Annotated in this window: 17 protein-coding genes and 2 pseudogenes; 10 read left to right on the forward strand and 9 right to left on the reverse strand. The window is 73.8% G+C overall.

Going from position 1 to position 23,763, the window contains the following annotated elements:
• The first annotated feature begins 34 nt into the window (after positions 1-34).
• From IE308_RS06645 to IE308_RS06680, 9 genes and pseudogenes are all read left to right on the forward strand, one after another.
• A complete protein-coding gene (locus tag IE308_RS06645; RefSeq protein ID WP_229908720.1) occupies positions 35-1,336 on the forward strand; it encodes a PAS domain-containing protein in 1,302 nt (433 codons plus the stop codon).
• A 473-nt stretch (positions 1,337-1,809) separates the two neighbouring features.
• Positions 1,810-3,455: pseudogene (locus tag IE308_RS06650) on the forward strand (M4 family metallopeptidase).
• 135 nt (positions 3,456-3,590) lie between these two features.
• On the forward strand, positions 3,591-4,154 hold the full coding sequence (locus IE308_RS06655; protein WP_190216968.1) for a phosphatase PAP2 family protein: 564 nt from the start codon (positions 3,591-3,593) through the stop codon (positions 4,152-4,154).
• 155 nt (positions 4,155-4,309) lie between these two features.
• Positions 4,310-4,681, forward strand: coding sequence for a phage holin family protein (locus IE308_RS06660; RefSeq protein ID WP_190216969.1), 372 nt, complete (start codon positions 4,310-4,312; stop codon positions 4,679-4,681).
• Positions 4,678-5,190, forward strand: a complete 513-nt coding sequence (locus IE308_RS06665; RefSeq protein ID WP_190216970.1) for a DUF3618 domain-containing protein — start codon at positions 4,678-4,680, stop codon at positions 5,188-5,190. Before IE308_RS06660 ends, IE308_RS06665 begins: the two co-directional genes overlap by 4 nt.
• 301 nt (positions 5,191-5,491) lie before the next feature.
• A pseudogene (locus IE308_RS36795) lies at positions 5,492-7,246 on the forward strand (DNRLRE domain-containing protein); the annotation flags it as partial.
• Between the two features lie 258 nt (positions 7,247-7,504).
• Positions 7,505-9,487, forward strand: coding sequence for an amidase domain-containing protein (locus tag IE308_RS36800; RefSeq protein WP_229908768.1), 1,983 nt, complete (start codon positions 7,505-7,507; stop codon positions 9,485-9,487).
• 1 nt (position 9,488) lies between these two features.
• Positions 9,489-10,013, forward strand: a complete 525-nt coding sequence (locus IE308_RS06675) for a hypothetical protein (protein WP_110632610.1) — start codon at positions 9,489-9,491, stop codon at positions 10,011-10,013.
• A 238-nt stretch (positions 10,014-10,251) separates the two neighbouring features.
• Positions 10,252-11,025 (forward strand): polysaccharide deacetylase family protein, encoded by a 774-nt coding sequence (locus tag IE308_RS06680; protein WP_190216972.1) that lies wholly within the window; start codon positions 10,252-10,254, stop codon positions 11,023-11,025.
• A 22-nt stretch (positions 11,026-11,047) separates the two neighbouring features.
• Here IE308_RS06680 and IE308_RS06685 read toward each other — a convergent pair whose 3' ends face one another.
• The 8 genes from IE308_RS06685 to IE308_RS06720 all read right to left on the reverse strand — a co-directional run bounded on the left by IE308_RS06685 (position 11,048) and on the right by IE308_RS06720 (position 22,011).
• Entirely contained in the window at positions 11,048-13,420 is a 2,373-nt protein-coding gene (locus IE308_RS06685) for an SWIM zinc finger family protein (protein ID WP_190216973.1), read from the reverse strand.
• On the reverse strand, positions 13,420-16,284 hold the full coding sequence (locus tag IE308_RS06690) for an SCO1167/SCO6262 family helicase (RefSeq protein WP_373314446.1): 2,865 nt from the start codon (positions 16,282-16,284) through the stop codon (positions 13,420-13,422). Before IE308_RS06690 ends, IE308_RS06685 begins: the two co-directional genes overlap by 1 nt.
• Before the next feature lie 127 nt (positions 16,285-16,411).
• The gene (locus IE308_RS06695) at positions 16,412-16,993 is read right to left on the reverse strand and encodes a sugar kinase (protein WP_190216974.1); all 582 of its coding nucleotides are present in this window, start codon (positions 16,991-16,993) and stop codon (positions 16,412-16,414) included.
• On the reverse strand, positions 16,990-18,138 hold the full coding sequence (locus tag IE308_RS06700; RefSeq protein ID WP_110632599.1) for an ROK family glucokinase: 1,149 nt from the start codon (positions 18,136-18,138) through the stop codon (positions 16,990-16,992). The genes IE308_RS06695 and IE308_RS06700 overlap by 4 nt, the downstream gene beginning before the upstream one ends.
• Positions 18,139-18,255: 117 nt before the next feature.
• Positions 18,256-19,047 carry an ATP-binding cassette domain-containing protein gene (locus IE308_RS06705; RefSeq protein ID WP_190216975.1) on the reverse strand — a complete coding sequence of 264 codons (792 nt, stop codon included), beginning with the start codon at positions 19,045-19,047 and terminating at the stop codon, positions 18,256-18,258.
• The gene (locus IE308_RS06710; protein WP_110632593.1) at positions 19,044-20,081 is read right to left on the reverse strand and encodes an ABC transporter permease; all 1,038 of its coding nucleotides are present in this window, start codon (positions 20,079-20,081) and stop codon (positions 19,044-19,046) included. Before IE308_RS06710 ends, IE308_RS06705 begins: the two co-directional genes overlap by 4 nt.
• Positions 20,078-21,079 (reverse strand): sugar ABC transporter substrate-binding protein, encoded by a 1,002-nt coding sequence (locus IE308_RS06715; protein ID WP_190216976.1) that lies wholly within the window; start codon positions 21,077-21,079, stop codon positions 20,078-20,080. The genes IE308_RS06710 and IE308_RS06715 overlap by 4 nt, the downstream gene beginning before the upstream one ends.
• A gap of 194 nt (positions 21,080-21,273) precedes the next feature.
• Positions 21,274-22,011: a GntR family transcriptional regulator gene (locus IE308_RS06720; RefSeq protein ID WP_190217393.1), complete on the reverse strand. Its 738-nt coding sequence runs from the start codon at positions 22,009-22,011 to the stop codon at positions 21,274-21,276.
• 128 nt (positions 22,012-22,139) lie between these two features.
• Here IE308_RS06720 and IE308_RS06725 point away from each other — a divergent pair, with 128 nt between their 5' ends.
• Complete coding sequence (locus IE308_RS06725) at positions 22,140-23,162, forward strand: Gfo/Idh/MocA family oxidoreductase (protein ID WP_190216977.1); 1,023 nt, start codon at positions 22,140-22,142, stop codon at positions 23,160-23,162.
• A 68-nt stretch (positions 23,163-23,230) separates the two neighbouring features.
• Here the strand turns inward: IE308_RS06725 and IE308_RS06730 are convergent, their stop codons facing one another.
• A complete protein-coding gene (locus IE308_RS06730; RefSeq protein WP_190216978.1) occupies positions 23,231-23,731 on the reverse strand; it encodes a hypothetical protein in 501 nt (166 codons plus the stop codon).
• Between the last annotated feature and the right edge of the window lie 32 nt (positions 23,732-23,763).

Raw genomic sequence — 23,763 nt, forward strand, 5'->3', positions numbered from 1 at the left:
CGTGACTTCCGTACGGGATTCAAGGAGTTGGGCTGTGGACGAGGTCGATTTCGAGACACTGCTCGCCCGTCTGCCGGTGTCCTGGTGGGAGACGGACGCCGACTCGGGGCGGCTGCGCAGCGGGGGCGGCGCATTCGCCGACGAGCACATGGCGCACCGGTTCCTGAAAGCCCTCTCGGCCGACGACGCGCCGTCGGGCGGAGGCGCCCGGCCGGGTGCCGGCCCCCGCCGCACCCGGTTCGAAGGCCGCACCTTCGACGTCACCTGGTCGGCCCGGGGCGGCGACAGCGGGCGCGGTGGCAGCCGGGGCGTGGCGGTGGAGGTGGGCGGCGGCGGCGCGCCGGCGGGCGCCGGTGCCTACGCGTCGTTCGCCGATCTGAGCCCGGCGGCGATGTTCGTGCGCGACGCCGCCGGGTGCTACGTGTGGGCCAACCACGCCTACGCCCACCTGTACGGCACCACGCCCGACCGGATGGTCGGCCGTCACCTCGGCGAGTTCGACGCCCCGGACGACGCGGCCCGGTTCCTGGCGCTCGACGACGAGATCCTCACCGGCGGCCGCTCCCTGCGCCACACGCTCACCTACCGGCGCCCGGACGGCTCCCCCGGCCACGCGGCGGGATACCGCTTTCCCGTGTCCTGGGGCGCGCTGCGCTGTGTGGCGGGCACCTATGTGGACGTCACCGAGTACGTCCACGCGCTGGACGGCAGGCGCCGGGCCGAGGAGGACCTGCGCGCCCTGCGGGACCGCAGCGGCCTGCCCTGCGTACGCCTGTCCGCGGACGGGGTGGTGGGCGAGGCGAGCACCGCTGCCGCCGAGTTACTGCGGCTGCGGCCGAGCGACCTGGTGGGCACGCCGGCCGACGCCTTCCTCGCCGAGAGTCCGGAACGCGCCGCGCTGCACGCCGTCTGGCGTGAACTGACCGCCGGGCGGCGCAGGAACGCGCAGTCCGGTGCCGTGCTCGTCGACGGGGACCGGCGCCTGCGCCGCGTGTGGGTCCACCTGAGCGTCGCCCACCGCACCCGGGAGCGGGACGCGGGCGTGTGGGCGGTCGTCACGCGGCCCGGCCTGAGCCACGAACCGCATCCCGTGCTCACGCCGGCCCAGGTGCGGATCCTCGCCCTGCTGGCCGCGGGACACGACAACGCCGGTGTCGCCGCGGCGCTGCGCCTGTCGCGGCAGACGGTCGACTACCACCTCGCCCGCCTCCGGCGTCTGCTGGGCGCCGCCACCCGTCCGGCGCTGGTGGCGCGCGCCTACGTGCTCGGCATTCTCTCGCCGCACTCCTGGCCGCCGCGCTCCCCCACGGCGGCGCATCCGCTGAGCCCCGCCTGAGCGGCTGCGTGTGCCTGGGCTGTGAAGGAGCTGTGGGAGAGTTGTCGGACCTTGGAAACGGGCGTAGCGCTCCCGGTCACGTCTGCGGTTCTGTCGTGTTCACCTCTCCAACCCCCCACATTCCATGGAGACTTCATGCGTCGCGCTGCCGTCAGGCTGTTGACCGCCCGAGTGACCCCGGGTCACCCGGCGAGCGCGGGCCCGGCCGGAAGACCGTAGCCCGCAGCCCGCAGCCCGCAGCCCGCAGCCCGCAGCCCGCAGCCCGCAGCCCGCCGGAGCGTACGGCCCCGCCGATCGCTCCTCCCGGCCATCGAGGTCGCGAAGTTGTTGAAACTTGTCATGTGCAGGACAGGCATGTCATGGACGGGCATGCCTGCGGGCCGGGCCGCGGCGCCGCATCGACCACCCCCCACGCCCAACCGGCCGGCGCCTGCCGGCCGGACCACCCCCCACACCCCTCTAGAGGAGTTTGTGTGACCTCCCGTTCCCAGCGTCACCAGCACACCCTGCTGGCCCTCGCCACCGCCGTCGCGGCCGGAGCGCTGCTGAGCACCACCCTCGGCGGCGCGGCCACGGCACAGCCGGCCGCACAGGACCGGCCCGGCGCGGCTCCGGTCGCCCTGTCCGCCACCGCCCGCACCAGCCTTCTCCAGCAGGCCCGGACCTCGGCCGCCGCGACGGCGCAGGCGATAGGACTCGGCACCCAGGAGAAACTGGTCGTCAAGGACGTCGTCAGGGACGCCGACGGCACCGTGCACACCCGCTACGAGCGCACCTACGCCGGCCTGCCCGTGCTCGGCGGCGACCTGATCGTGCACACGGCGAAGTCCGGCGAGCGCAAGGGCGTGACCAGAGCGGCGCAGGGTTCGGTGAAGCCCGCCTCGCTCACGCCACGCATCGCTCCCGACCGGGCAGAGCAGCAGGCCCTGGGCGTGGCGAAGTCCGCCGGCTCCGAGAAGTCCCGCGCCTCCCGGGCGCCCCGCACGGTCGTCTGGGCCGCGTCCGGCACGCCCGTCCTCGCCTACGAGACCGTCGTCGGCGGCTTCCAGGACGACGGCACCCCGAACGAGCTGCATGTCGTCACCGACGCCGCCACCGGCCGGAAGCTGTTCCAGTACCAGGCCGTCGAGACCGGCGTCGGCAACACGAAGTACAGCGGGAAGGTGGATCTGACGAGCACGCAGTCCGGCTCCTCGTACACGCTCACCGACGCCTCGCGCGGCGGTCACAAGACGTACGACCTCGCCCACGGCGAATCCGGCACCGGCACCCTGTTCACGCAGGACAACGACACCTGGGGCGACGGGACCACGGCCTCGGCGGCGACCGCCGCCGGAGACCAGCCGACGCGGCCTACGGCGCGCAGGTCACCTGGGACTTCTACAAGAGCGCCTTCGGCCGCAACGGCATCAAGAACGACGGTGTCGGCGCCTACTCGCGCGTCCACTACGGCAAGGCGTACGTCAACGCCTTCTGGGACGACTCCTGCTTCTGCATGACCTACGGCGACGGCGAGGGCGACAAGGCCCCGCTCACCTCGCTCGACGTCGCCGGTCACGAGATGAGCCACGGCGTCACGTCCAACACCGCGGGCCTGGAGTACGCGGGTGAGTCCGGCGGCCTGAACGAGGCCACCAGCGACATCTTCGGCACCGGTGTGGAGTTCGCCGCGAACAACCCGAGCGACGTCGGCGACTACCTCGTCGGCGAGAAGATCGACATCAACGGCGACGGCACGCCGCTGCGCTACATGGACAAGCCGAGCAAGGACGGCGGCTCGGCCGACTACTGGTCCGCCGACGTCGGGAACAAGGACGTGCACAACTCGTCCGGCGTCGCCAACCACTTCTTCTACCTGCTGGCCGAGGGCAGCGGGAAGAAGACGATCAACGGGGTCGACTACGACTCCCCCACTCAGGACGGCTCCACCGTCACCGGGATCGGCCGGGACAAGGCCCTGCAGATCTGGTACAAGGCCCTGACCACGTACTTCACATCCACCACCGACTACGCCGGCGCCCGCAAGGGCACCCTGTCGGCGGCCGGCGACCTCTACGGCGCCGACAGCGCCGAGGCCAAGGCGGTCGCCGCGGCCTGGACCGCCGTCAACGTCAAGTGACGACCCCTGCCTGACGGGCGGCACCCGGGACCACTCCCCCGGGTGCCGCTCTCGCGTACGGGCCCACCCACTCGAACCTGCACATGCCGGACGAGCGGACGGATTACCCTCCGCCGTTCGAGGAAATCGCAGTTCATGAGCGTCTTGACAGGTGTGCGTGCGGTCGATCGGGTGCTGACGCAGCGGGCGGCTTCCCGTGTTCCGCCCGGGGTGGCCCGGGTGCTGTCGGCGGTGGAGGAGGCGGCGGAGGGCACGAAGTTGTGGTGCGGGGCCGCCGCCGTGATGGTCTGGCGGGGCGGGTGGCGGGGCCGCAAGGCGGCCGCCGCCGGGCTCGCGGCCCTGGTGGTGGCGCAGCTGGCGTCGAACGGCCTGTGCAAACAGCTGGCCGACCGGCCGCGGCCACCCGAGGAGTTGATCCCGCACGACGAGGTGGAGGACCGCCCCGACTCGTCCTCGTTCCCCTCCGGCCACACCGCGGCGGCGGTGGCCTTCACGGCCGCCGTGGCGGCGTCGTGGCCGGTCGCGGGCGCGGTGTGCGCGGTGCCGGCCGCCGTGGTGGGGGTGCAGCGCGTGCAGTCGGGGGCCCACTACCCCAGCGATGTCGCGGCCGGCGCGGTCATCGGCCTGGTGTGCGCCCGGCTCGTGCGGCGCACCCCGCGCCTGCTCCTGCGCCTCGGGAAGCGGCGGCTTCGCCCGTGAGAGGTGGTGATCCGGGGTACTCGCGCGCCGTGCGCGGGTCGGAACGCCCGGCCCGCAGTCATGACACGAGGAGACGGGAGGTGAGCGCCGTGACGAGCACACAGCCGTCCGCGGCCGGGCCCGGCCCTGGTCCGGGCCCTACCGGCCAGGAGCCGGTGAGCGAGCTGGTGCAACGGGCCTCGCAGCAGCTGACGGAGCTGGTGCGCGGTGAGATGCGCCTGGCGCAGGCGGAGATGAAGGAGAAGGGCAAACGCTACGGCAAGGGCGGCGGGCTGTTCGGCGGTGCCGGAGTCGTCGGCTTCCTGATGCTGCAGGCCCTGGTGGCCACCGTGATCGCGGCCCTGGCCGTGCCCCTGCCCGTGTGGGCCGCGGCACTGATCGTGACCGCCGCGCTGGGCGTGATCGCCGCCGTGCTGGCCCTCGGCGGGAAGAAGCAGGTCAGCCAGGCCGCACCCCCCGCCCCCGAACAGACGATCGAGAGTGTCAAGGCCGACGTGGCCGAGATCAAGGAGAGCGCACGCCGATGACCCAGCCACCCCACGACGAGCCCACCGCCGCGAGCCCCGAGGAGCTGCGCGAGCAGGTCGAGCAGACCCGCGCCGAGCTGGGCGAGACCGTCGAGGCGCTCGCCGCCAGGACCGACGTCAAGGCGCGCGCCCAGGAGAAGGCCACCGCGGCCAAGGAGCAGGCCACGGCCAAGGCCACCGCGGTGAAGGACCAGGCCACCGCCAAGGCCATCGCAGTCAAGGACCAGGCCGCCGCCAAGGCGGGCGAACTGAAGACGCGGGCCGCGGACCTCGCCCATCAGGCGCAGGACCAGCTGCCCGCCCCGGTGAAGGACAAGGCCGCCGTCGCCGCGGAGCAGGCCCGGACGAAGGCGGCCCAGGCCGGCCGGCTGTGGCACGACAAGGCTCCCGAACCGGTTCAGCAGACGTCCGCCAGGGTCGGCCGGGCGACGCGGGACCACCGCGGCCTGGTGCTGGCGGCCGCCGGTACGGCCGTACTGGTGTGGCTGGTCCGCCGACGCAAGAGGTGACCCGTACGGGCCACCCGCAGGGGTGCCGGCGCCGGGCGGGCGCCGGCACCCTCGTACGGAAAACCGGCACTTTCGGTTGCCTCCCCCGGGCGTGATCAAGGTCTCTACCGTGACGAATCCGATATGCCGGAAACATCGCCTGCCTGGGCAGCAGGCCCCGCTCCCCCACGCATTAGCTTTACGACTTCTTCATCGATCTCTGACCTAAGGTCGAAGCACACACATGTACATATCGCCGTCCGTTCCGGGGGAACGGACATCTTCGCGCGCCCCCGCCCGGCGCACCCCGGCGCTTGTCGCGCTGTCCCTGGCCCTGTTGGGGGGTACCGTCCTGGCCGTGCCGGCGCCCGCGGTCGCCGTGCCGGCCGCCGAGGCGCACCGGCCGGCCGGGAACCTCTCCGCCCCTGACGTCGCCTCGGCGCGGGCCGCCGCCCAGCGGTCCGGGGAGCGGGTCGAGGCGCTGTCCGAGCGCACCGAGACCGCGACCACCTGGGTCAACCCGGACGGGTCGCTGACGAGCGAACTCGCCGCCGGACCGGTCCGGTTCGACCGGGACGGCCGCTGGGTGACCGTCGACACCGACCTCACCGAACGCGGCGACGGCTCCGTGGTCGCCAAGGCGCACCCCGCCTCGCTCACCCTCGCCGGCAAGGGCGGCACGCCCGCTCCGTCGCTGAGCGCGACACGCACGGCCGGCGCCCGCGACCTCGTCACCCTCGGCGAGGGCGAGCAGCAGGTCGCCTTGCAGTGGAAGGGCGGCCTGCCGCAGCCCGTGCTGGACGGCAACCGGGCCACGTACCCGAACGCCGTACCCGGCGCCGACGTCGTCGTCGAGGCGACCCGCACCGGCTTCGAGCAGTACGTCGAGATCAAGCAGCGCCCGGCGACGAAGGACTACGGCTACACCCTGCCGCTGCGCGCCAAGGGGCTGCGGGCCACCCAACAGGCCGACGGCAGCGTGCTGTTCACGGACCGCAGGACCGGGCAGCGGCGGGCCGTCATGCCCGCGCCGGTGATGTGGGACGCCACCGTCGACGAGCGGTCCGGCGAGCACACGCACCGCGTGCCGGCGGCGATGAAGGTGGTGCAGCACGGCTCGTCCGTCGACCTGGTGGTGACGCCCGACGCCGCGTTCCTGGCCGACCCGGCGACGCGGTACCCGGTGACGGTCGACCCGTCGACCTCCGTGCTCGGCACCGTCTTCGACACCTACGTCCAGCAGGGCGAGACCCGCGACTGGTCCACCGACACCGAGCTGGACTTCGGCAACCCGGGCACCAAGAACGCCAACGGGACGCCGCGTACGGCACGGTCGTACCTCACCTGGGGAACGGCTCCCATCGCCGACGCCCTGGTCAGCAGCGCCAAGCTCAGCCTGTGGAACTTCCACTCCGGCAACACCGACTGCAAGGCCCAGCCGTGGGTGGTCTGGTCGGCCGACAAGGCCTCCACCGCCAGCCGGTGGGGTTCCGCGCCCGCGCTGCACGACAAGACGGCGACGTCCACCGCGACCAAGGGCAACGCGAGCTGCGGCGCGGACGGCTGGATCGACGCCGACGTGACGTCGCTCGTGCAGACCTGGGCGTCCTCGAAGGCGCCGCAGTCGAGCATGGCCCTGACGGCCGCCGACGAGTCGGCGGTCGCGCAGTGGAAGCGGGTCAACTCGGCCAACGCCACGGACAATCCGCCGAAGCTGACGGTGACGTACAACTTCCGTCCCCGCTCCGGCAACAACCGGCAGGCCGGTCCGCCCTTCACCCAGGACGCCTCCGGCACCTGGCAGGTGAACACGACCACGCCGACGCTGCGGGACACGTTCTCCGACAAGGACGGCGACCGGGTCACCGGCACCTTCGAGATCGTCGACGCGGCGACCGGCACGCGCGTGGGCGACTACCTCGTCTCGCCGCGCGTGGAGTCCGGGCGGGCGGCGGCCGTGACCGTGCCGGACGGCCTGCTGAAGGACGGTGCCACCTACCGCTTCCGCACCAGCCCGTACGACGGCACGCACTACAACCTCGCCTGGTCCGACTGGGCCACGTTCACGGTGGCGACCGGGCGCCGGCCCGGTGGGCTGCCGGACATGCCGCAGGCGCTGGAGGCGGGTGCCACGCAGTCGCTCACGCCGGTGCTGTCTGGTCTGGTGTCCAGCCCCGAACAGGGCCGGGTGCGCGCCGAGTTCGCGGTGCGGGACGCCGACGGCAGGCAGCTGCCCGGGGTGACCGTCCCCGAGGCGTGGGTGGACAGCGGCCAGCGTGCCCTGTCCCGGGTGCCCGAGGGGGCGCTGAAGGCCGGCACCACCTATCTGTGGGCGATGCGCGCCTGCACCGACCTGGGCTGCTCGGCCTGGTCCTACGAGCAGGAGCTCACCGCCACGGCCGCGCCGGACCCGGGTGCCCCGGCGACCACGTCCGTCACGCTGAGCGGTACGGCCCTCGCCGACACGACGGTCCCGGTCGGCAGCGGTGCCTGCGCCTCCGGCGGCTGCCCCGCGGTCGACGACGCCCGGCTGACCCTGGGCGGCGGCGCGTCCGGCGAGCGGGCCGTCTGGCTCAAGCCGGATCTGGGCAAGGTGCCCGCGGGCGCGCGGATCACCCGCGCCCGGCTGCTGCTGACGCCCGCCGAGTGCGGCGGCGCGGCCTGCGCCCCGCGGCCGGTCGAGCCGTACCAGCTGTTCGAGGCGTGGCCCGCCCCGCACACCGGCACCGGTCTGCTCGGCGTGCTGGACGACGCCCCGTTCACCGACGCCGCGCTGCCCGAGGCGCAGGATCTGACGCCCGTCGTGCAGGCCTGGCTGGACGAGGGCACGGGCGAGGGGCTGGCGCTGCGGCTGCCCGCCGCCGATGTCGGCTCCACGGTGTCGTACCACTCCGGCCGCAGCCCGGAGACGGCGAAGCGGCCGCGGCTCGTCGTCGACTACGTGGCACCGGCCGCGCCGGGCGCCCCGCAGGAGCTGCGCGCCAGCGGCGGCGACGGCGGTCTGCTGGCGACGTGGAACGCGCCGCAGGACCTCGGCTCGTCGGCGGACGGCGCGGAGTACACGGTCGTCGTCCGCGCGGAGGACGGCAGCGAGGCCGCGAGGACCACCACCCGTGAGACGCACGCCGTGGTGACCGGCCTGCGCAACGCCGCCCCCTACCGGGTGACGGTGTCGGCGCGCACTCCGTACGGCACCGGTCCCGAGACCGCGTCGGAGCCGGTGACCACCGTCGCCGTGCCCGGCGGCGCGGGCAGCTACCGGGAGATCGTGCAGCAGTACGTCGACGCCCGTGCCGCCCTGCTCACCGGCGCCCGGCCGACGGCCGCGGCCGCGCTCGCGGCGAGTTCCCGGGGCGCCTCGTTCCAGGACCTGCTCGGCGCGCAGGCCGCGGACCTCGTCGCCTCCCGTGAGGCCTTGGCCCGGCACGGGCAGCGCTACACCGAGATGACGACCAAGCTGTCCGACGTGCTGGTCGGCGTCGACGAGAACGGCACGGTCTTCCTGCGGGCCGTCGTCGAGGACACGGCCGTCCTGACCGCCGCGGACTCCGGCGGCGAGCCGGAGGAGGGGCGCAGGGAGCAGCGGTTCACCTTCAGCACCAACAGCGGCGCCCCCCTGCTGCACATCGAGGCCGACGCCCCCGCGACCGAGGCGGTGCTGCCGGCGTCGGCGGCGGCGGACAGCGCCCTGGAGAGCGGCGAGGAGCCGGGCCCGGTCACCGAGGTGCCCGACGAGCCGATCGCGCTCGACGCGGACGGCCTGCCCGTCGAGCAGGCGGCACCGGCCGCCGGCACCGCCGCGGCGTCCCCGGTGCGCGTCCAGCGCGCCGCTGCCGTCTCCGGTTCGGGTACGGTCCGGTGGGCGTCGAGGAACATCAACACCGGCTGGGAGTACGGCCAGGACTGCACGAACTTCGTGTCGAAGGCCCTCTACTACGGCGGCGGCATGAAGCAGCGCATGGGCGGCCGCAAGCACGACCGGTCGTGGTGGCAGCAGTACTACTTCTTCGGCCAGATCAAGAACAAGAGCTACACCTGGGCGGGCGCGGAGAACTTCCGCCGCCACATGCTCGGTTACCGCGGCGCGCAGCACATCTCGGCCGCCTACGCCAAGCCCGGGGACCTCGTACTGTTCAAGTGGAAGAAGGAGCGGGGGTACAACCACGTGGCCATCGTGGAACGCAACCGGCACGGTCTGCAGCTGATCCAGCACGGCAGCTCGAACCGGACCAGCCTGGCGGCCGCCATCATGCGGTACAAGGGCAAGGCGAACTACATCGAGAAGGTCATCGTGCTGCGCCCCAAGGCAAGGAACTGACATGGCACGCAAGACGAGGGCGGCCGGCGCCGCCGCCGCGGCGGCCGTTCTGGGCGGGCTCCTCGCGGGCTGCTCGTCGGACACGTCGCACGCCTACCAGACCGACTACAGCAGCCACCCGCCGCTGCACGTCGTCGGCTACCCCTCCACGGGCAGCCTGCAGACCGTGCAGGAGGCCGTGTGGCGGCTGGCGGACGGTGACACCGAGGGCCTGGCCGCGCTGGGCGTCGACGACAAGGACGCCGACGCCACGGCCCGCAACTGGGTCAAGGCGTTCGGCGCGGCGGCCAAGGGCGAGGTGACGGCGGACTTCTACGACGAGGGATCCGTACGGCAGGTCGTCGTGCTGTACTTCGCCAAGTCCGGGCAGGTCAAGGAGATCGAGGCCCGTATCGGCGAGGACGACGCCTGGGGGCTGACCCTGGCGGAACCCGACCCCGCCGAGGCGTCGGCTAAGCCCGGCTGGGCTCCGGCCAAGCCGGGCGCGACCGGCTCCCGCACGTCGGGAGCGCAGCCGGGCGGCTGACGCGCGCTCCGCACGGACGGCCGCCGAGGCCGCCGAGTGCGGCTGAAGGCCGTTGAGGGCCGTACCCCGTAGGTGACTTCGGGGTACGGCCCTCACGGGTTGTCCCTGAAATCCCCCGGAATTGTCCTTGATCGGTAACGGACGCATCCTGCGGGCGCCTTTCCTCGTCCCGTCAGTTGGCAGCACAGCGGCCAGGACTTTCGGGAACTTGCGGGAACTGCGGGAAAGCGGGGCGGACATGGCACGTCACAGCGGCGGGCGCGGCTGGTACGGCAAGACGGTCGGGGCGGCTCTCGGGCTGGTGGTGGCGGCCGCCGGCGCGTCGGTGTGGGCGGCGCAGGCCGGCGCCGTCAGCTCGGCCTCGCCCGGGCCTGCCGCGTCGGCCTCGCCGGCCGCCGCCCAGCAGCGGGTGACCGTGACCATCGCGCACGCCTCGGACGCGGGGGCGCGCGGCGTCAACATCACCATCGACGACGGCCCGGACCCCGTGTGGACGCCGCAGATGCTGGACGTGCTGGACGAGTTCGGGGTGAAGGCCACGTTCTGCATGGTGGGGACGCAGGCGCAGGCCCACCCGGACCTGGTGAAGAAGGTCGTCGCCGCCGGACACCGGCTGTGCGACCACTCGGTGTCGCACGACACCGCCATGGACAAGAAGTCCCAGCAGTACCAGGCACAGCAGATACTCGACGCCGAACGCATGATCACCGAGGCGTCCGGCGGTGTGCGGCCGATGTACTACCGCGCGCCGGGCGGCGCGTTCACCCCCTACAGCCGCACCCTGGCCGCCTCCCGCGGCATGCGTCCGCTGGGCTGGAACGTCGACACCAAGGACTTCGAGCGTCCCGGCACGGACGCGATCGTCGCCACGGTCCAGCGGGAACTGCCCAACGGGCCGACGCTGCTGTTCCACGACGCGGGCGGCGACCGCTCCCAGACGGTGGCGGCCCTGCGCCGGATCCTGCCCCAGCTGAAGGAACAGGGCTACTCCTTCGGGTTCCCCGTGCGCTGACGCCCGACCGGCGCGGACCCGGTCAGCCCTCCAGGGCTTCGTCGGGCGCGCCGAGGCCCGTCAGCGCGCCGACCGGGTCCGGGTCGGGTGTGCCCCGGGGCCACCAGTCGTCGGCGCCGGGTTCCGACTCGTAGGCGTACCACAGACCGTCGCGGCCCAGGCGGAGCTGGACATGGCCGCGCGGGTGGGTGAGCCGGTTGCGCCACGGCCGGAAGGCCGGGAGGTCGGCGGCGAGCAGCAGCGGCCGGGCCCGGTCGAAGCGGCCGGCCGGCGGGTCCCACGGCTCCTCCAGCACGGCGAGCCCCTCCGGCCCGCCCTGCCGCCAGGCGGCCACCGCACGCGCCAGCTCCCCGGGGGTACGGCCGGCTGCCGCGGCCAGCGACGCGTACAGGGCACGGCTGCCGGCGGTCAGGCCCGAGCCGGGGCGGGCCGCCGCCAGCCGCACCGCGTCCTGCCACAGGGTCAGCTCGCCGGTCTCGTCGTGGCCGGTGGCGAGCAGGGCGTGGGCGCGGGCGGCGGCGTCGGTGGCCAGCTGGTCCAGCGCGAGCGCGTCCGGGCCGTCGGGAACGCCCGGGTACACGGGCGGCTGCTCCGGGTGCGCGGGCACGGGCAAGGGCGGCGGCAGCGGGGGAAGCTGACGGGGTGCCAGCGCCTGCGCGGCGCGGATCCCGGGCAGCGGGGCCGGTTCCCGCTCCTGCGCGGCGCGGGCCGCACGGGTGGCGCTGAGCCGGGACAGCGCATCCAGCAGCTCCCGCTCGCCCCGGCCGCGCAGCAGGAGCAGCACGAACGGGTCGGCGTCCAGCAGGCGTGCGGTCTGGTAGCACAGGGCGGCCGCGTGCTTGCAGGGATGGCCGCGGTCGGGGCAGCTGCAGTGCGGCTCCAGGTCCCCGGGGCCGGGCAGGAGCGGGACACCGCACTCGGCCAGGGAGTGCGGCATCTCCTTGTCGAGCAGCGCCGCGATGTGCCCGGGCCGCTCGGCCGCGGCGTCCAGGAACCGCGCCCAGTCGGCGTCGCCGAGGGTGCGCAGGCGCACCTGCACGCGGTACGGGCGGGGGCGGCTGCCCTGCACGTACGCGAGGACGAGGCCGGGCGTCACGGTGATGGCGTCCACGTTGCCCTGCTCGGCGTACCCCCGTCCGCGGGCCAGCCGCTTGGCGTCCAGCGCTCCCCGCTCCAGCGCGTCGACCCAGGCGTTGCCCCACCAGGTCTCGGCGAAGGCGGGGGTGGTGTCGCTGCTTTCGGGGGCGGTGGTTGCGGCGGTGCCGGTGCGCGGGGCGGTCCGGGGCGGGAAGCGGGGGAAGGTGCGGCGGTGGTCGCCGTCCCTGGTGGGGGCCGCCATGGTGGTGGGGGCGGGTGAGCGGGCGGGGGGTGGGGGCGCGGGGTCGCCGGCATCGCTGATGTGACGGACCTCAGCGGGATCGCCGGTGGGTGAGGCGTCGGTGGGGCCGGTTGTGGGGAGGGGGCCGAGTGCGGCCGGGGTTTCTGCACCCTCAGCACCAACGGCACGCTCCACACCCGCAGTATCGACAGGGTGGGTGGTCCCGGCGGAGCCGGTGGCTTCGGTCGGCATGCGGAAGGCGCTCGCCAGGAACCGGCGTACGTCCCGGGCCCGTTCGGCCGGCGCGTCGGCCGGGCGCTCGGCCGGGCGCTCGGTCTGGCGGCGTCGCCGGACGGGCGTCCCGGCATCCGTCTCCGCGGTGCCGGTCGAGCCGCGCCGGGCCTCCGCGCGGGCCGCCCGCAGGGCCTCGCGGGCACGGTCGGCGGGCCGTACGGCGGTCGACGCGGACGGCTCCTCGGCCGGGGTGGGCTGGTCGGCCGAGGGCGGGGGGTCGGCGGGGACGGCCGGGTCCGCCGGTACCGCCGGGTCCGCCGGGACGACCGGGTCCACCGGGACGACCGGGTCCACCGGGACGGCCGTGTCCGCCGGGACGGCCGGGGCCGCCGGGACGGCCGTGTCCGCCGGGTCGGCCGGGGTGGGCGCGACCTGGGCCGGGTCCGGGGACTCGTCAGAGGAGGGCTCGTCGTGGGGGCGCCCGCCCTCGTCACCTGGCTCGGGCTGTGGCTTCGGCTCGGGCTCCGCCCCGGTCTCGCGCCTGGCCGCCACGGCCCGCCGCAGGGCCGCGCGGGCGGCGTCGGCGGGCCTCGGCGGCAGGTCGGTGCGGGCCGGGGCGGCTTCCTTGTCGGTGACGGTCCCGGAGTCCGGGCGGGGGGCCTCGGCGCGGTCGTGCCGCACCTCGGCGAGGGCCTCGCCGGGCGTCTCGGCGGCGTACCCGGCCGTGAGGTCCTCCACGGGTCCCTCGGTCCGCTCCCCTTGCTCGAAGTTGCGGCCACGCGCCCGTGCCACCCGCAGGGCCCGGCGGGCGGCCTCGGCGGGGCTGGGTTCCGTCGGGTCCATCACGCCTCCCTCCGCAGCGAGACCAGGTCGGCCAGTTCGCGGTCGGTCAGTTCGGTGAGGGCCGCCTCGCCGGAGCCGAGGACGGCGTCGGCGAGGGCGCGCTTGCTGGTGAGCATGTCGGCGATGCGGTCTTCGACCGTGCCCTCGGTGATGAGGCGGTGGACCTGCACGGGCTGGGTCTGGCCGATGCGGTAGGCGCGGTCGGTGGCCTGCTCCTCGACGGCCGGGTTCCACCAGCGGTCGAAGTGGACGACGTGACCGGCGCGGGTGAGGTTCAGGCCGGTGCCTGCCGCCTTCAGGGAGAGGACCAGGACGGGGGTGGCGCCGCTCTGGAAGCGGTCCACCATGCGTTCCCGTTCGGGTACCGGCGTGCCGCCGTGGAGCAGGTCCACCGGGATCGCCCGGCCGGACAGGTGCGCGGTGATCAGCCGGGCCATGCCGACGTACTGCGTGAAGACCAGGGCGGAGCCGTCCTCGGCGAGGAGCGTGTCAAGGAGTTCGTCGAGCAGGGCGAGTTTGCCGGAGCGCGCGGCGAGGCGGTCGGTGTGCGCCGTGGCGTGGTCCTCCTTCAGGTACAGCGCGGGGTGGTCGCAGATCTGCTTGAGCGCGCCGAGCAGCTTCAGGACGAGGCCGCGGCGGGCGATGCCCTCGGCGGTCTCGATGGCGAGCATCGACTCGCGCACCACCGCCTCGTACAGCGCGGCCTGTTCGCGGGTGAGCGGCACCGGGTGGTCGGTCTCCGTCTTGGGCGGCAGCTCGGGCACGATGCCGGGGTCGGACTTCTTGCGGCGCAGCAGGAACGGCCGGACCAGGCGGGCGAGGCGCTGTGCCGCCTCCTCGTCCTCGCCGCTCTCCACCGCGCGCGCGTGCCGGGCGCGGAAGGACTTCAGCGGGCCGAGCAGGCCAGGGGTCGTCCAGTCGAGCAGGGCCCACAGCTCGGAGAGGTTGTTCTCGACGGGGGTGCCGGTGAGGGCGACGCGGGCGGGGGCGGGGAGGGTGCGCAGGGCCTTGGCCGTGGCGGAGTACGGGTTCTTCACGTGCTGGGCCTCGTCGGCGACGATCATGCCCCAGCGCTGCCGGGCGAGAGCCGGGGCGGCGGAGCGCATCGTGCCGTAGGTGGTGAGGACGAAGCCGCCGGACAGGTCGTCCAGGGTGCGGTCGGGGCCGTGGTAGCGGCGGACGGGGACGCCGGGTGCGAACCGGGTGATCTCGCGCTGCCAGTTGCCGAGCAGCGAGGCCGGGCAGACGACGAGCGTCGGCTCGGGGCGGGCCCGCTTCAGGTGCAGGGCGATGAGGGTGACCGTCTTGCCGAGGCCCATGTCGTCGGCGAGGCAGCCGCCAAGGCCGAGCGAGGTCATCAGGTCCAGCCAGGCCAGGCCGTGCAGCTGGTAGTCGCGGAGGGTGGCGGCCAGGCCGGGCGGCGGCTGGGCGGGGCGCAGGCCCGCGGTGAGGCGGTCGCGCAGGGCGGCGAGTGTGCCGGCCGGGACGGCCTCGACGCTCTCGCCGTCGACGTCGGCGGTGCCGGTGAGCGCGACGGCGAGGGCGTCGACGGGGTCGAGCAGGCCGAGGTCGCGCTTGCGGGCCTTGCGGACCAGCGCGGGGTCGACGAGCACCCAGCGGTCCCGCAGCCGGACGACGGGGCGGTGCGCCTCGGCGAGGGTGTCCATCTCGGCCTCGCTGAGCGGGTCGCCGCCGAGGGCGAGCTGCCAGCGGAACTGCAGCAGCTCCTCGCTGTCGAAGAAGCCGGTGCCGTCGGTCGCCGAGCCGGGCGCGGGCCGCACCACGGCGGTGGCGCTGAGGTCGTGGGCGAGGTCGCGCGGCCAGTGGACGGCGATCCCGGCCGCGGTGAGCCGGCCGGCCGCGGTGCCGAGCAGGTCGCCCAGCTCCTCGTCGGACAGGGCCAGCACGTCTGGGGTGTCCTGCTCGGCGAGCCGGCCGAGCGGCGGCCACACCCGGGCGGCCCGCCGCACGGCGAGCGCGGCGTCCACGCGCGCGCGGGGCCCGAACGCGGCGTCCGCCTCGCCCGCCCACAGCGCGGCGGCGTCGGCCACCAGCGTGGGGTCGGCGAGGCTGTGGACCTGGACGATCGCCGCCCCGGCCCGGCGCACGCCGGCGGCGCCACCGCCGTGGCCGTCGTGGTCGTCGTCGGTCCGGTCGAAGAGGTCCCGCGCGGACAGGTCCAGGCGCAGCGAGATCCGTACGCCCGCGTCCATGCCGGCGGCGACCTCCGCGGCCCAGTCCCGGGCGCGGTGCAGCCGCTGTGCCTCGCGGGCGGCGAACGGCCTGCCGTAGGCGTGGGGCGCGGCCGGGGTGCGGGGCAGGGTGTCGGCGACGGCGTCGAGGAAGGTCCGCATCAGCGCGTCCGGCGCCGGCAGGGTGAGCGGGCCGGAGCCGGGCAGGGGCACCGCGTGCCCTTCATAGGGCAGGGCGGCGGCGACGGCCCGCAGGTGGGCGATGTCGTCGGGGTCGAGGGGGCCGGCCCGCCAGGCGTCGTGGCCGGACGGGGTGAGGCCGGGCAGCAGGCGTCCGCGGGCGGTGAGCCGCAGCGCGTGCAGCGCGGCGGCGCCCCAGCAGGCGGTGGCGGGGTGGGCGGCGGGGTCGTGCCGGGCGCGCACGAGGAGCGGCAGGGCGGGGGCGAGCGGCAGGGTGAGCGCGGGGGTCGTGCGGCGGCGGGCGGAGGCTCCGTGGGGTCGTACGACCGTCAGCTCGGTGTGTTCGGCGCCGGGCGGGTCGGGCAGCGGCTGGTCGTCGGGGTCCCAGAAGGCGACGCGGCCCTCGCGCGGCAGCGGCGCGGGCAGGAAGACCGCGGCGAGCCGCACGGGCACGTCCGGGAGCGTGGCGGTGTCGCCCATGCGTCCGGTCATCTCCCCTCCCCACGCCTGTCCACGAGTCGCCGTCCGATCGGATCGGATGTCTTCGACTCTACGGGCGGGGTCTGACAATCGGTCGCGGACGGCCGCACGCCACGGCCGCCGGGCGCTGCCGGGGTGGTCAGGGCACGGTGCGGGCGACGACGTAGACCATCGGATACGCCGGGTCGGCCATGTTCACGACGACGTCGTGGGTGGGTGCGGGGTTCTTCTGCTCGTGCACCAGGCCCCACCAGGGTCCGGGGCCGGAGAAGTTCCAGCCGGTGACGTTCTGGTCGCGGTCGCTGATGGCGATGTCGCCCTGCCGCAGGTGGGAGCGGTCGGAGCCCATCGTCTTCAGGAACCGGTCGAAGTTCGCGGCGGAGGTCTGGAACTGCACGTAGAGACGGCTGGTCTTCCAGTTGTTCGTCTCGTAGTAGGCGACCTTGGTCGACGGGTCGGGGACCGGGACCTGGTAGAGGCGGCGCTGCACCCGGGAGGGCCAGCCCGCGGTGAGGCCGGTCGCCGAGTACTTGTCCTCCTTGTCCTTGCCCGCGTCGCGGCTCTGGTTGGCGGAGATCACCAGGTAGCCGGCGGGCACGCCGATGAGCAGGACGATGATCAGCAGGGTGAGCGCGCGGCGGCGGACCACATGGCGGCGGTCCTCGGCGGGCCGCTTCGGCTCGTCCGGCGGGGCGGCCTGGTGGGGCAGCGACGCGCTCATGCGGTGTCCCGGTCCGAACGGCGGGACTGGAAGTACCGCTCGTAGCGCTCGGAGCGCTCCACACGGCGCCGCTTGGCGCGCCGGAAGCGGCGGGCGACCAGGCGGGCCAGGTCGGCGGCGCCGACCATGCCGGCCTCGGGGCCGAGCTGGGCGCGGACGATCCGGGCCTCGGGGCGGTAGCCGCGGCCGGTGAGGTGCCGCTTGAAGGCGTCCCGGGCGGGGCCGATGAGCAGGTCGTCGGCGGCCGAGACGCCGCCGCCGATGACGAAGCAGGACGGGTCGAGCGCGGCGGCGAGGTTGGCGATGCCGACGCCGAGCCACTGGCCGATGTCCTGGAGCAGCTCGACGCACATGGCGTCGCCCTCACGGGCCAGCTCGGTGATCATCGGGCCGCTGATGTCGCCGATCTGCCCCTTGACGTGCTCGATGATGCCGTACGCCACCGGGGAGTCGGCCGCGGCCAGCTCCTTGGCCTCGCGGACCAGCGCGTTGCCGGAGCTGTACTGCTCCCAGCAGCCGCGGTTGCCGCACGGGCAGCGGTGTCCGCCGGGCACGACCTGCATATGGCCGAACTCGCCGGCGACGCCGTACTTGCCGCGCTTGACCTGGCCGTCCTCCAGGATCGCGCCGCCGATGCCGGTGCCGAGGGTGATCATGACGAGGTGGTCCTCGCCGCGTCCGGCGCCGAAGCGCCACTCGGCCCAGGCGGCGGTGTTGGCGTCGTTGTCGACCAGGACCGGTACGGACAGCCGGCCGGCCAGGCGGTCGCGCAGCGGCTCGTTGCGCCAGGACAGGTGGGGGGCGAACAGGACGCGGTTGCGGTCGGCGTCGACCCAGCCGGCCGCGCCGATGCCGACCGCGTGCACGTCGTGCCGGTCGGACAGGTCGAGCACCAGCTCGACGATGGTGTCCTCGACGACCTTCGGGCTCTTGGACTTGTCCGGGGTCTCCGTGCGGAGCTTCTCCAGGATGTTGCCGTCGGCGTCCACGACGCCGGCCATCACCTTGGTGCCGCCGATGTCGATGCCGACGGTCGGGACACGGGGGGCGGTCAGGTGTGACCGGCGTTCCCTCGTGCCGACCGTGCGCAGCGCCGGCGCGCGGCGGGATCCGATGGGGGCCGTGAAGGTGCCGTAGGTGCTCATCGTCGCCGATTCTGCACCACGCTCACGCTGAGTGCCGAACGGGAGTGCAAGGGGGTGTTTGCCGACACATGCCGGGTGCGGGGCGTCCGTGGCTGGTCGCGCCGTTCCTCGCGCCCCTTACCGGCGCTGCAGTTCATGGCGTAGAGCGTCCAGGTCGCTTCCCCCCGCCATCTGGCTCGTCAGCTCGTCCAGGGTGATCTCGTCCCGGGTGTGGCTGCCCGTCATCGTGCCGCGTTTCAGCAGGACGAAGCGGTCGCCGACCAGGTAGGCGTGGTGCGGGTTGTGGGTGATCAGGACGACACCGAGACCCTCGTCACGGGCCGCCGCGACGTACTTGAGGACCACCCCGGACTGCTTCACGCCCAGGGCCGCCGTCGGCTCGTCCAGGACGAGGACCTTCGCGCCGAAGTGGACCGCGCGCGCGATGGCGACGCACTGGCGTTCGCCGCCGGAGAGGGTGCCGATGGGCTGGTCGACGTCGCGCAGGTCGATGCCCATGCGCAGCAGCGCCTGCCGGGTGGTGCGGCGCATGAGGTCGACGTCCAGGCGCTTGAAGGGGCCGGTGCCCTTGCGGGGCTCGGAGCCGAGGAAGAAGTTCCGCCACACCGGCATGAGCGGGACGACGGCCAGGTCCTGGTAGACGGTGGCGATGCCGCGGTCCAGGGCCTCGCGCGGGGAGGCGAGGCGGGTCTCCTCGCCGTCGATGCGCAGGACGCCGTCGTCGTGCTGGTGCAGACCGGCCACCATCTTGATCAATGTTGACTTGCCGGCGCCGTTGTCGCCGAGGACGCAGGTGATCTCCCCGGCGTGCACCTGGAGGGAGACGCCCTCCAGGGCGCGGACGGAGCCGTAGCGCTTGCTGACGCCCGTCAGCTCGACGAGGGGCGTGCGCTGTGCGGTCTGTGTCACTTCGTGGCCTCCGCGCGCTTGCGGACCCAGGCGTTGAGCAGGGTCGCGAGGAGCAGCATCGCTCCGAGGAAGAACTTGAACCAGTCGGGGTTCCACTCGGCGAAGACGATGCCCTTGCCGGTCATGCCGAAGATGAACGCGCCGACCGCGGATCCGACCGCGCTGCCGTAGCCGCCGGTGATCAGGCAGCCGCCGATGACGGCCGCGATGATGTAGATCAACTCGTTGCCGACGCCCTCGCCGGACTGGACGACGTCATAGCTGAAGAGCAAGTGCTGACCGGAGATCCAGGCGCCGAACGCCACGCCCATGTACAGGCCGATCTTGGTGCCGTCCACGGGGACGCCCACCGCGCGGGCCGCGTCCTTGTTGCCGCCGACGGCGAAGATCCAGTTGCCGGTGCGGGTGCGCAGCAGGATCCAGGAGGCGAGGGCGACCAGGCCGAGCCACCACAGGATGGTGACCTTGATGTCGACGCCGCCGACCGTCAGCGTGGACGCGAAGACGTCATGGGCGGTCGGGAAGCCCTCCATGTCGGAGATGGTCTTCGTCGAGACGGTGCCGTCGATCAACTTGGTGAAGCCCAGGTTCATGCCGGTCAACATCAGGAACGTGCCGAGCGTGATGATGAAGCTGGGCAGCTTGGTGCGGGTGAGCATGAAGCCGTTGAAGGCGCCGATGGCGAGGGTGGCGAGCAGGGAGACCCCGACACCGACCCAGACGTTCGCCGTCATCTGGTAGCTGAACATCGACGAGATCAGCGCCGACGAGGTGACCAGCACGCCCGCCGACAGGTCGAACTCGCCGCCGATCATCAGCAGCGCGACGGGTACGGCCATGATGCCGATCGTCGAGGACGCGTACAGGACGGTGCTGAGGCTGGAGGCGCGCAGGAAGCTGTCGGCGCAGCACGCGAAGAAGACGAAGACGGCGAGCGCGCCGACGACCGAGCCCAGCTCGGGCCGGGCGAGCAGGCGGCGCAGCGGGGAGGTCTCCAGGAGCCGCTCGTCGGCGGTCTCGGTGAGCGCGCTCATCGGGTGCCCCGCCGGGTGTACGCCTGGAGGGCGTCGGCCTGGTCGCTGGTGACGATCTGCGGGCCGGTGAGCACCGGGCGCCCGCCGCCGAGGGTGTCGTTGTTGTACTTGTACAGCCACAGCAGGTCGACGGCCTCGTAGCCCTGGAGGAAGGGCTGCTGGTCGACGGCGAAGCCGAGGGTGCCGTCCTTCAGGCCGACGGCGACCTTGGCGTTGAGGTCGAAGGTGTCGATCTCGGCCTTGCTGCCGGCGTCCTCACGGGCCTTGACCGCGGTGTCGGCGTAGGGCGCTCCGAGGGTGACGACGGCGTCGACGGACGGGTCGGACTGGAGCTTGGCCTCGATGCCGGACTGCACGTCGGGCATGTTGGTGCCGTTGACGTAGACGCGCTGGAGGCTGCCGCGGAAGGTCTTGCCGATGCCGTCGCAGCGCTGTTCGTGGCCGACGTTGCCCTGCTCGTGCATGACGCACAGGGCCTTCTTCCTCCCGCGCTTGTTCAGCTCCTCGCCGACGGCCTCGCCGGCGACGGTCTCGTCCTGGCCGACGTGGGTGAGCGCGCCGAACGCCTTGGACTGGGCGGAGCCGGAGTTCACGGTGATCACCGGGATGCCGGCCTTCTCGGCGCGGGCGACGGCGGCCTTCATCGCGTCGGGCTTGGCCAGGGTGACGATGATCGCGTCGACCTTCTTGTCGACCGCGGCGTCGACCAGCTGGGCCTGCTGCTGGGCCTCGTCGTCGTGCGAGTAGAGGAAGTCGATGTTGTCCTTGCGGGCGGCCTCCTCGGCCCCCTCCTGGACGATGTCCCAGAAGGTGTCGCCGTCACCGGAGTGGGTGATCATCGCGAAGGTCCAGCGGGGCGTGCTCACCGCGGCGCGGCCCTGCGCGGCGGCCTTGCGGGCGTCCTCGGCGCGTTTGCCGCCGGTGCTGCTGCACGCCGTCAGGGACACGCACAGTGCCCCTGTCAACGCGATCCCTGCCCAGGTCCGAAACCGTGCCACGAGGCCGTGCCCTTCTTGCCGTGTGTCGTGCGAGTACTGCGGGGGCTGCCGACTGGTCCCAGTGGTCCCGGTAGTCCCAGCAGCCCCAAACGCCCCAGTATCAGGCACAGGGCACTCGCGTCACGTCACGGGGGTGGTGCGACGGTCACATTGTCCGGACATTGCGACGACCGCCCCCAGGGGCGGCGGGCGGCTCAGGACCGTACGAGGAGCTGGAACTCGAACGAGTAGCGGCTCGGGCGGTAGATGTGGTCGCCGAACTCCACCGCGCGGCCGGTGTCGTCGAAGGTGGTGCGCTGCATGGTGAGCAGCGGGGCGCCCTCCTTCTCGGCGAGCCGCTCGGCCTCGGCGGTGGTCGCCGCGCGGGCGCCGATGGACTGGCGGGCGCTGTGCAGGGTGATCCCGGCGGCCCGCATGAGCCGGTACAGACCGGTCGCCTCCAGCTGGGCGGTGTCCAGGTCGAGCAGCCCGGGCGGCAGGTGGTTGCACAGGTACGCCATCGGCTCGCCGTGCGCGAGACGCAGCCGTTCGACGCGGTGCACGTCGCCGCCCTCGGCGAGCCCGAGGGCGGCCGCCACCTCGGCGGAGGCGGGGACGAGCGTGTTGACCAGGACCTTGGTCGCCGGACGCTGGCCGGCCGCCTCCAGGTCGTCGTAGAGGCTGCTCAGCTCCAGCGGGCGCTTGACCTGGCTGTGCACGACCTGGGTGCCGACGCCCCGGCGGCGCACCAGCAGCCCCTTGTCGACGAGGGACTGGATGGCCTGGCGGACGGTCGGCCGGGACAGGCCGAGCCGGGCGGCCAGCTCGATCTCGTTGCCGAGCAGGCTGCCGGGGGTGAGCGTTCCGTGCTCGATCGCGGCTTCCAGCTGCTGGGAGAGCTGGAAGTACAGCGGTACGGGCGAGCTCCGGTCCACACGGAGCTCCAGCCGCACGGTCGGGTCCACTTCTGGTTTCGGCACGGGGCGAGCGTAGCCCCGCGCGCTGTTGACGGGAAGTTGTGTAGTCAGATTGTCCTGACATACGGATTGACAGACGCGGGAGCGGGCCCCACCTTGTTGCCATGCGCATCGGCGTCATCGGTACGGGCCGGCTCGGCACCATCCACGCGAACACGCTCAGCCGTCATCGCGAGGTCGGCTCCCTGATCCTCACGGACACGGAGCCCGCCCGGGCCCAGGAGCTGGCCCTGCGGCTCGGCGAGACGGCGGCGCCGGGCGTGGACGAGATCTTCAAGTGGGGCGTGGACGCCGTGGTCATCACGACGGCGACGCAGGCGCACGCCGATCTGATCGGCCGGGCGGCCCGCTCGGGGCTGCCGGTGTTCTGCGAGAAGCCGATCGCGCTCGACCTGCCGGGCACGCTCCAGGCGATCGCCGAGGTGGAGGCGGCCGGGACGGTTCTGCAGATGGGGTTCCAGCGCCGTTTCGACACCGGCTACACCGGGGCGCGGGACGCGGTGCTCTCGGGCCGGCTGGGGCGGCTGCACACCGTGCGGGCGATCACCTCCGACCAGGCGCCGCCGCCGGCCGCGTGGCTGCCGGTGTCCGGCGGCCTGTACCGGGACGCGCTGATCCACGACTTCGACGCGCTGCGCTGGGTGACCGGGCACGAGGTGGTGGACGTGTACGCGGCCGGGTCCGACGCCGGGCCGGCCATGTTCCGGGAGGCGGGCGACGTGGACACGGCCGCGGTGCTGCTGACCCTCGACGACGGCACCCTCGCCACCGCGACCGCGACCCGGCTGAACGGGGCGGGCTACGACGTGCGCATGGAGCTGGCCGGGGAACGGGACCAGATCGTGGTGGGCCTGGACGACCGTACGCCGATCGCCTCCACCGAGCCGACCGGTCCGCCCGCCGCCGACAAGCCCTGGCCGGGTTTCCTGGAGCGCTTCGCGCCCGCCTACGAGGCCGAGCTGGCGGCGTTCGTGGAGGTGATCCGCGGCGAGCGGCCCAACCCGTGCGACGGCCGGGAGGCGCTGCAGGCCCTGCGCATCGCCGAGGCGTGCGAGCTGTCACGACGGGAGCGCAGGCCGGTACGGCTGGCGGAGATCCCGGGCGGCGCGGGTACGGCGGCGGGCTGAGGACGTCCCCTTCCCCTCCCCCGGCACGCGTCCCGGAGCACCCGCTCTCCCCTCTGCGCCGCGCGCCGTCAGGCCAGCACCCGCACCGCCGGTGTCGTCGCGTCCGTCGCCAGCACCGCCTTGCAGTGGGTGCAGCGCAGGTCGCAGGGCCGGGCCACGTTGGTCTGGAGGCTTGTCCGGACCGGTTCGCCGGCCGTGGGGCAGTGGTAGCCGAGGTGCAGCCGGACCCAGGGGTGGCTGGGGGCGGCCGGGCAGGGGGCGCCGGTCTTCTTGTCCTCGAAGGGCGCCCACCAGAAGTCGACGAGGGCACGCAGGGCGAGCCGCTCCGCGCCCGAGGTGGTGTCGTACGCGGCGATCCGGCCGGGCGTGTAGTGACGGGCGAGGCCGCTGCGGGTGCCGGAGCACAACGCCCGCTCGGCCCCGCGCTCGAAGACCTGGGTGCGCCCGGTGCGCTCGCAGATGAAGCAGTCCACGGCGAACTCCAGCCGCGGACCGAAGTGCAGGGCGTGGAAGTCGTCGCCCTTGAGCTGTCCCGTCAGCTCGGCGGTGATCTCGACGGTGCGCAGCACGCGGGCCCCCCTCGGTGTGTCGGACGTGGCTT

It is taken from the genome of Streptomyces griseosporeus (assembly GCF_014656055.1).
Taxonomy (GTDB): Bacteria; Actinomycetota; Actinomycetes; order Streptomycetales; family Streptomycetaceae; genus Streptomyces; species Streptomyces griseosporeus.

Bases quoted from the DNA above. Each gene is read 5' to 3' on its own strand.
- IE308_RS06655 (WP_190216968.1), top strand. From the start codon at position 3,591: ATGAGCGTCTTGACAGGTGTGCGTGCGGTCGATCGGGTGCTGACGCAG.
- IE308_RS06665 (WP_190216970.1), top strand. From the start codon at position 4,678: ATGACCCAGCCACCCCACGACGAGCCCACCGCCGCGAGCCCCGAGGAG.
- IE308_RS36800 (WP_229908768.1), top strand. From the start codon at position 7,505: ATGCGCGCCTGCACCGACCTGGGCTGCTCGGCCTGGTCCTACGAGCAG.
- IE308_RS06675 (WP_110632610.1), top strand. From the start codon at position 9,489: ATGGCACGCAAGACGAGGGCGGCCGGCGCCGCCGCCGCGGCGGCCGTT.
- IE308_RS06680 (WP_190216972.1), top strand. From the start codon at position 10,252: ATGGCACGTCACAGCGGCGGGCGCGGCTGGTACGGCAAGACGGTCGGG.
- IE308_RS06685 (WP_190216973.1), bottom strand. From the start codon at position 13,420: ATGGACCCGACGGAACCCAGCCCCGCCGAGGCCGCCCGCCGGGCCCTG.
- IE308_RS06690 (WP_373314446.1), bottom strand. From the start codon at position 16,284: ATGACCGGACGCATGGGCGACACCGCCACGCTCCCGGACGTGCCCGTG.
- IE308_RS06695 (WP_190216974.1), bottom strand. From the start codon at position 16,993: ATGAGCGCGTCGCTGCCCCACCAGGCCGCCCCGCCGGACGAGCCGAAG.
- IE308_RS06700 (WP_110632599.1), bottom strand. From the start codon at position 18,138: ATGAGCACCTACGGCACCTTCACGGCCCCCATCGGATCCCGCCGCGCG.
- IE308_RS06710 (WP_110632593.1), bottom strand. From the start codon at position 20,081: ATGAGCGCGCTCACCGAGACCGCCGACGAGCGGCTCCTGGAGACCTCC.
- IE308_RS06725 (WP_190216977.1), top strand. From the start codon at position 22,140: ATGCGCATCGGCGTCATCGGTACGGGCCGGCTCGGCACCATCCACGCG.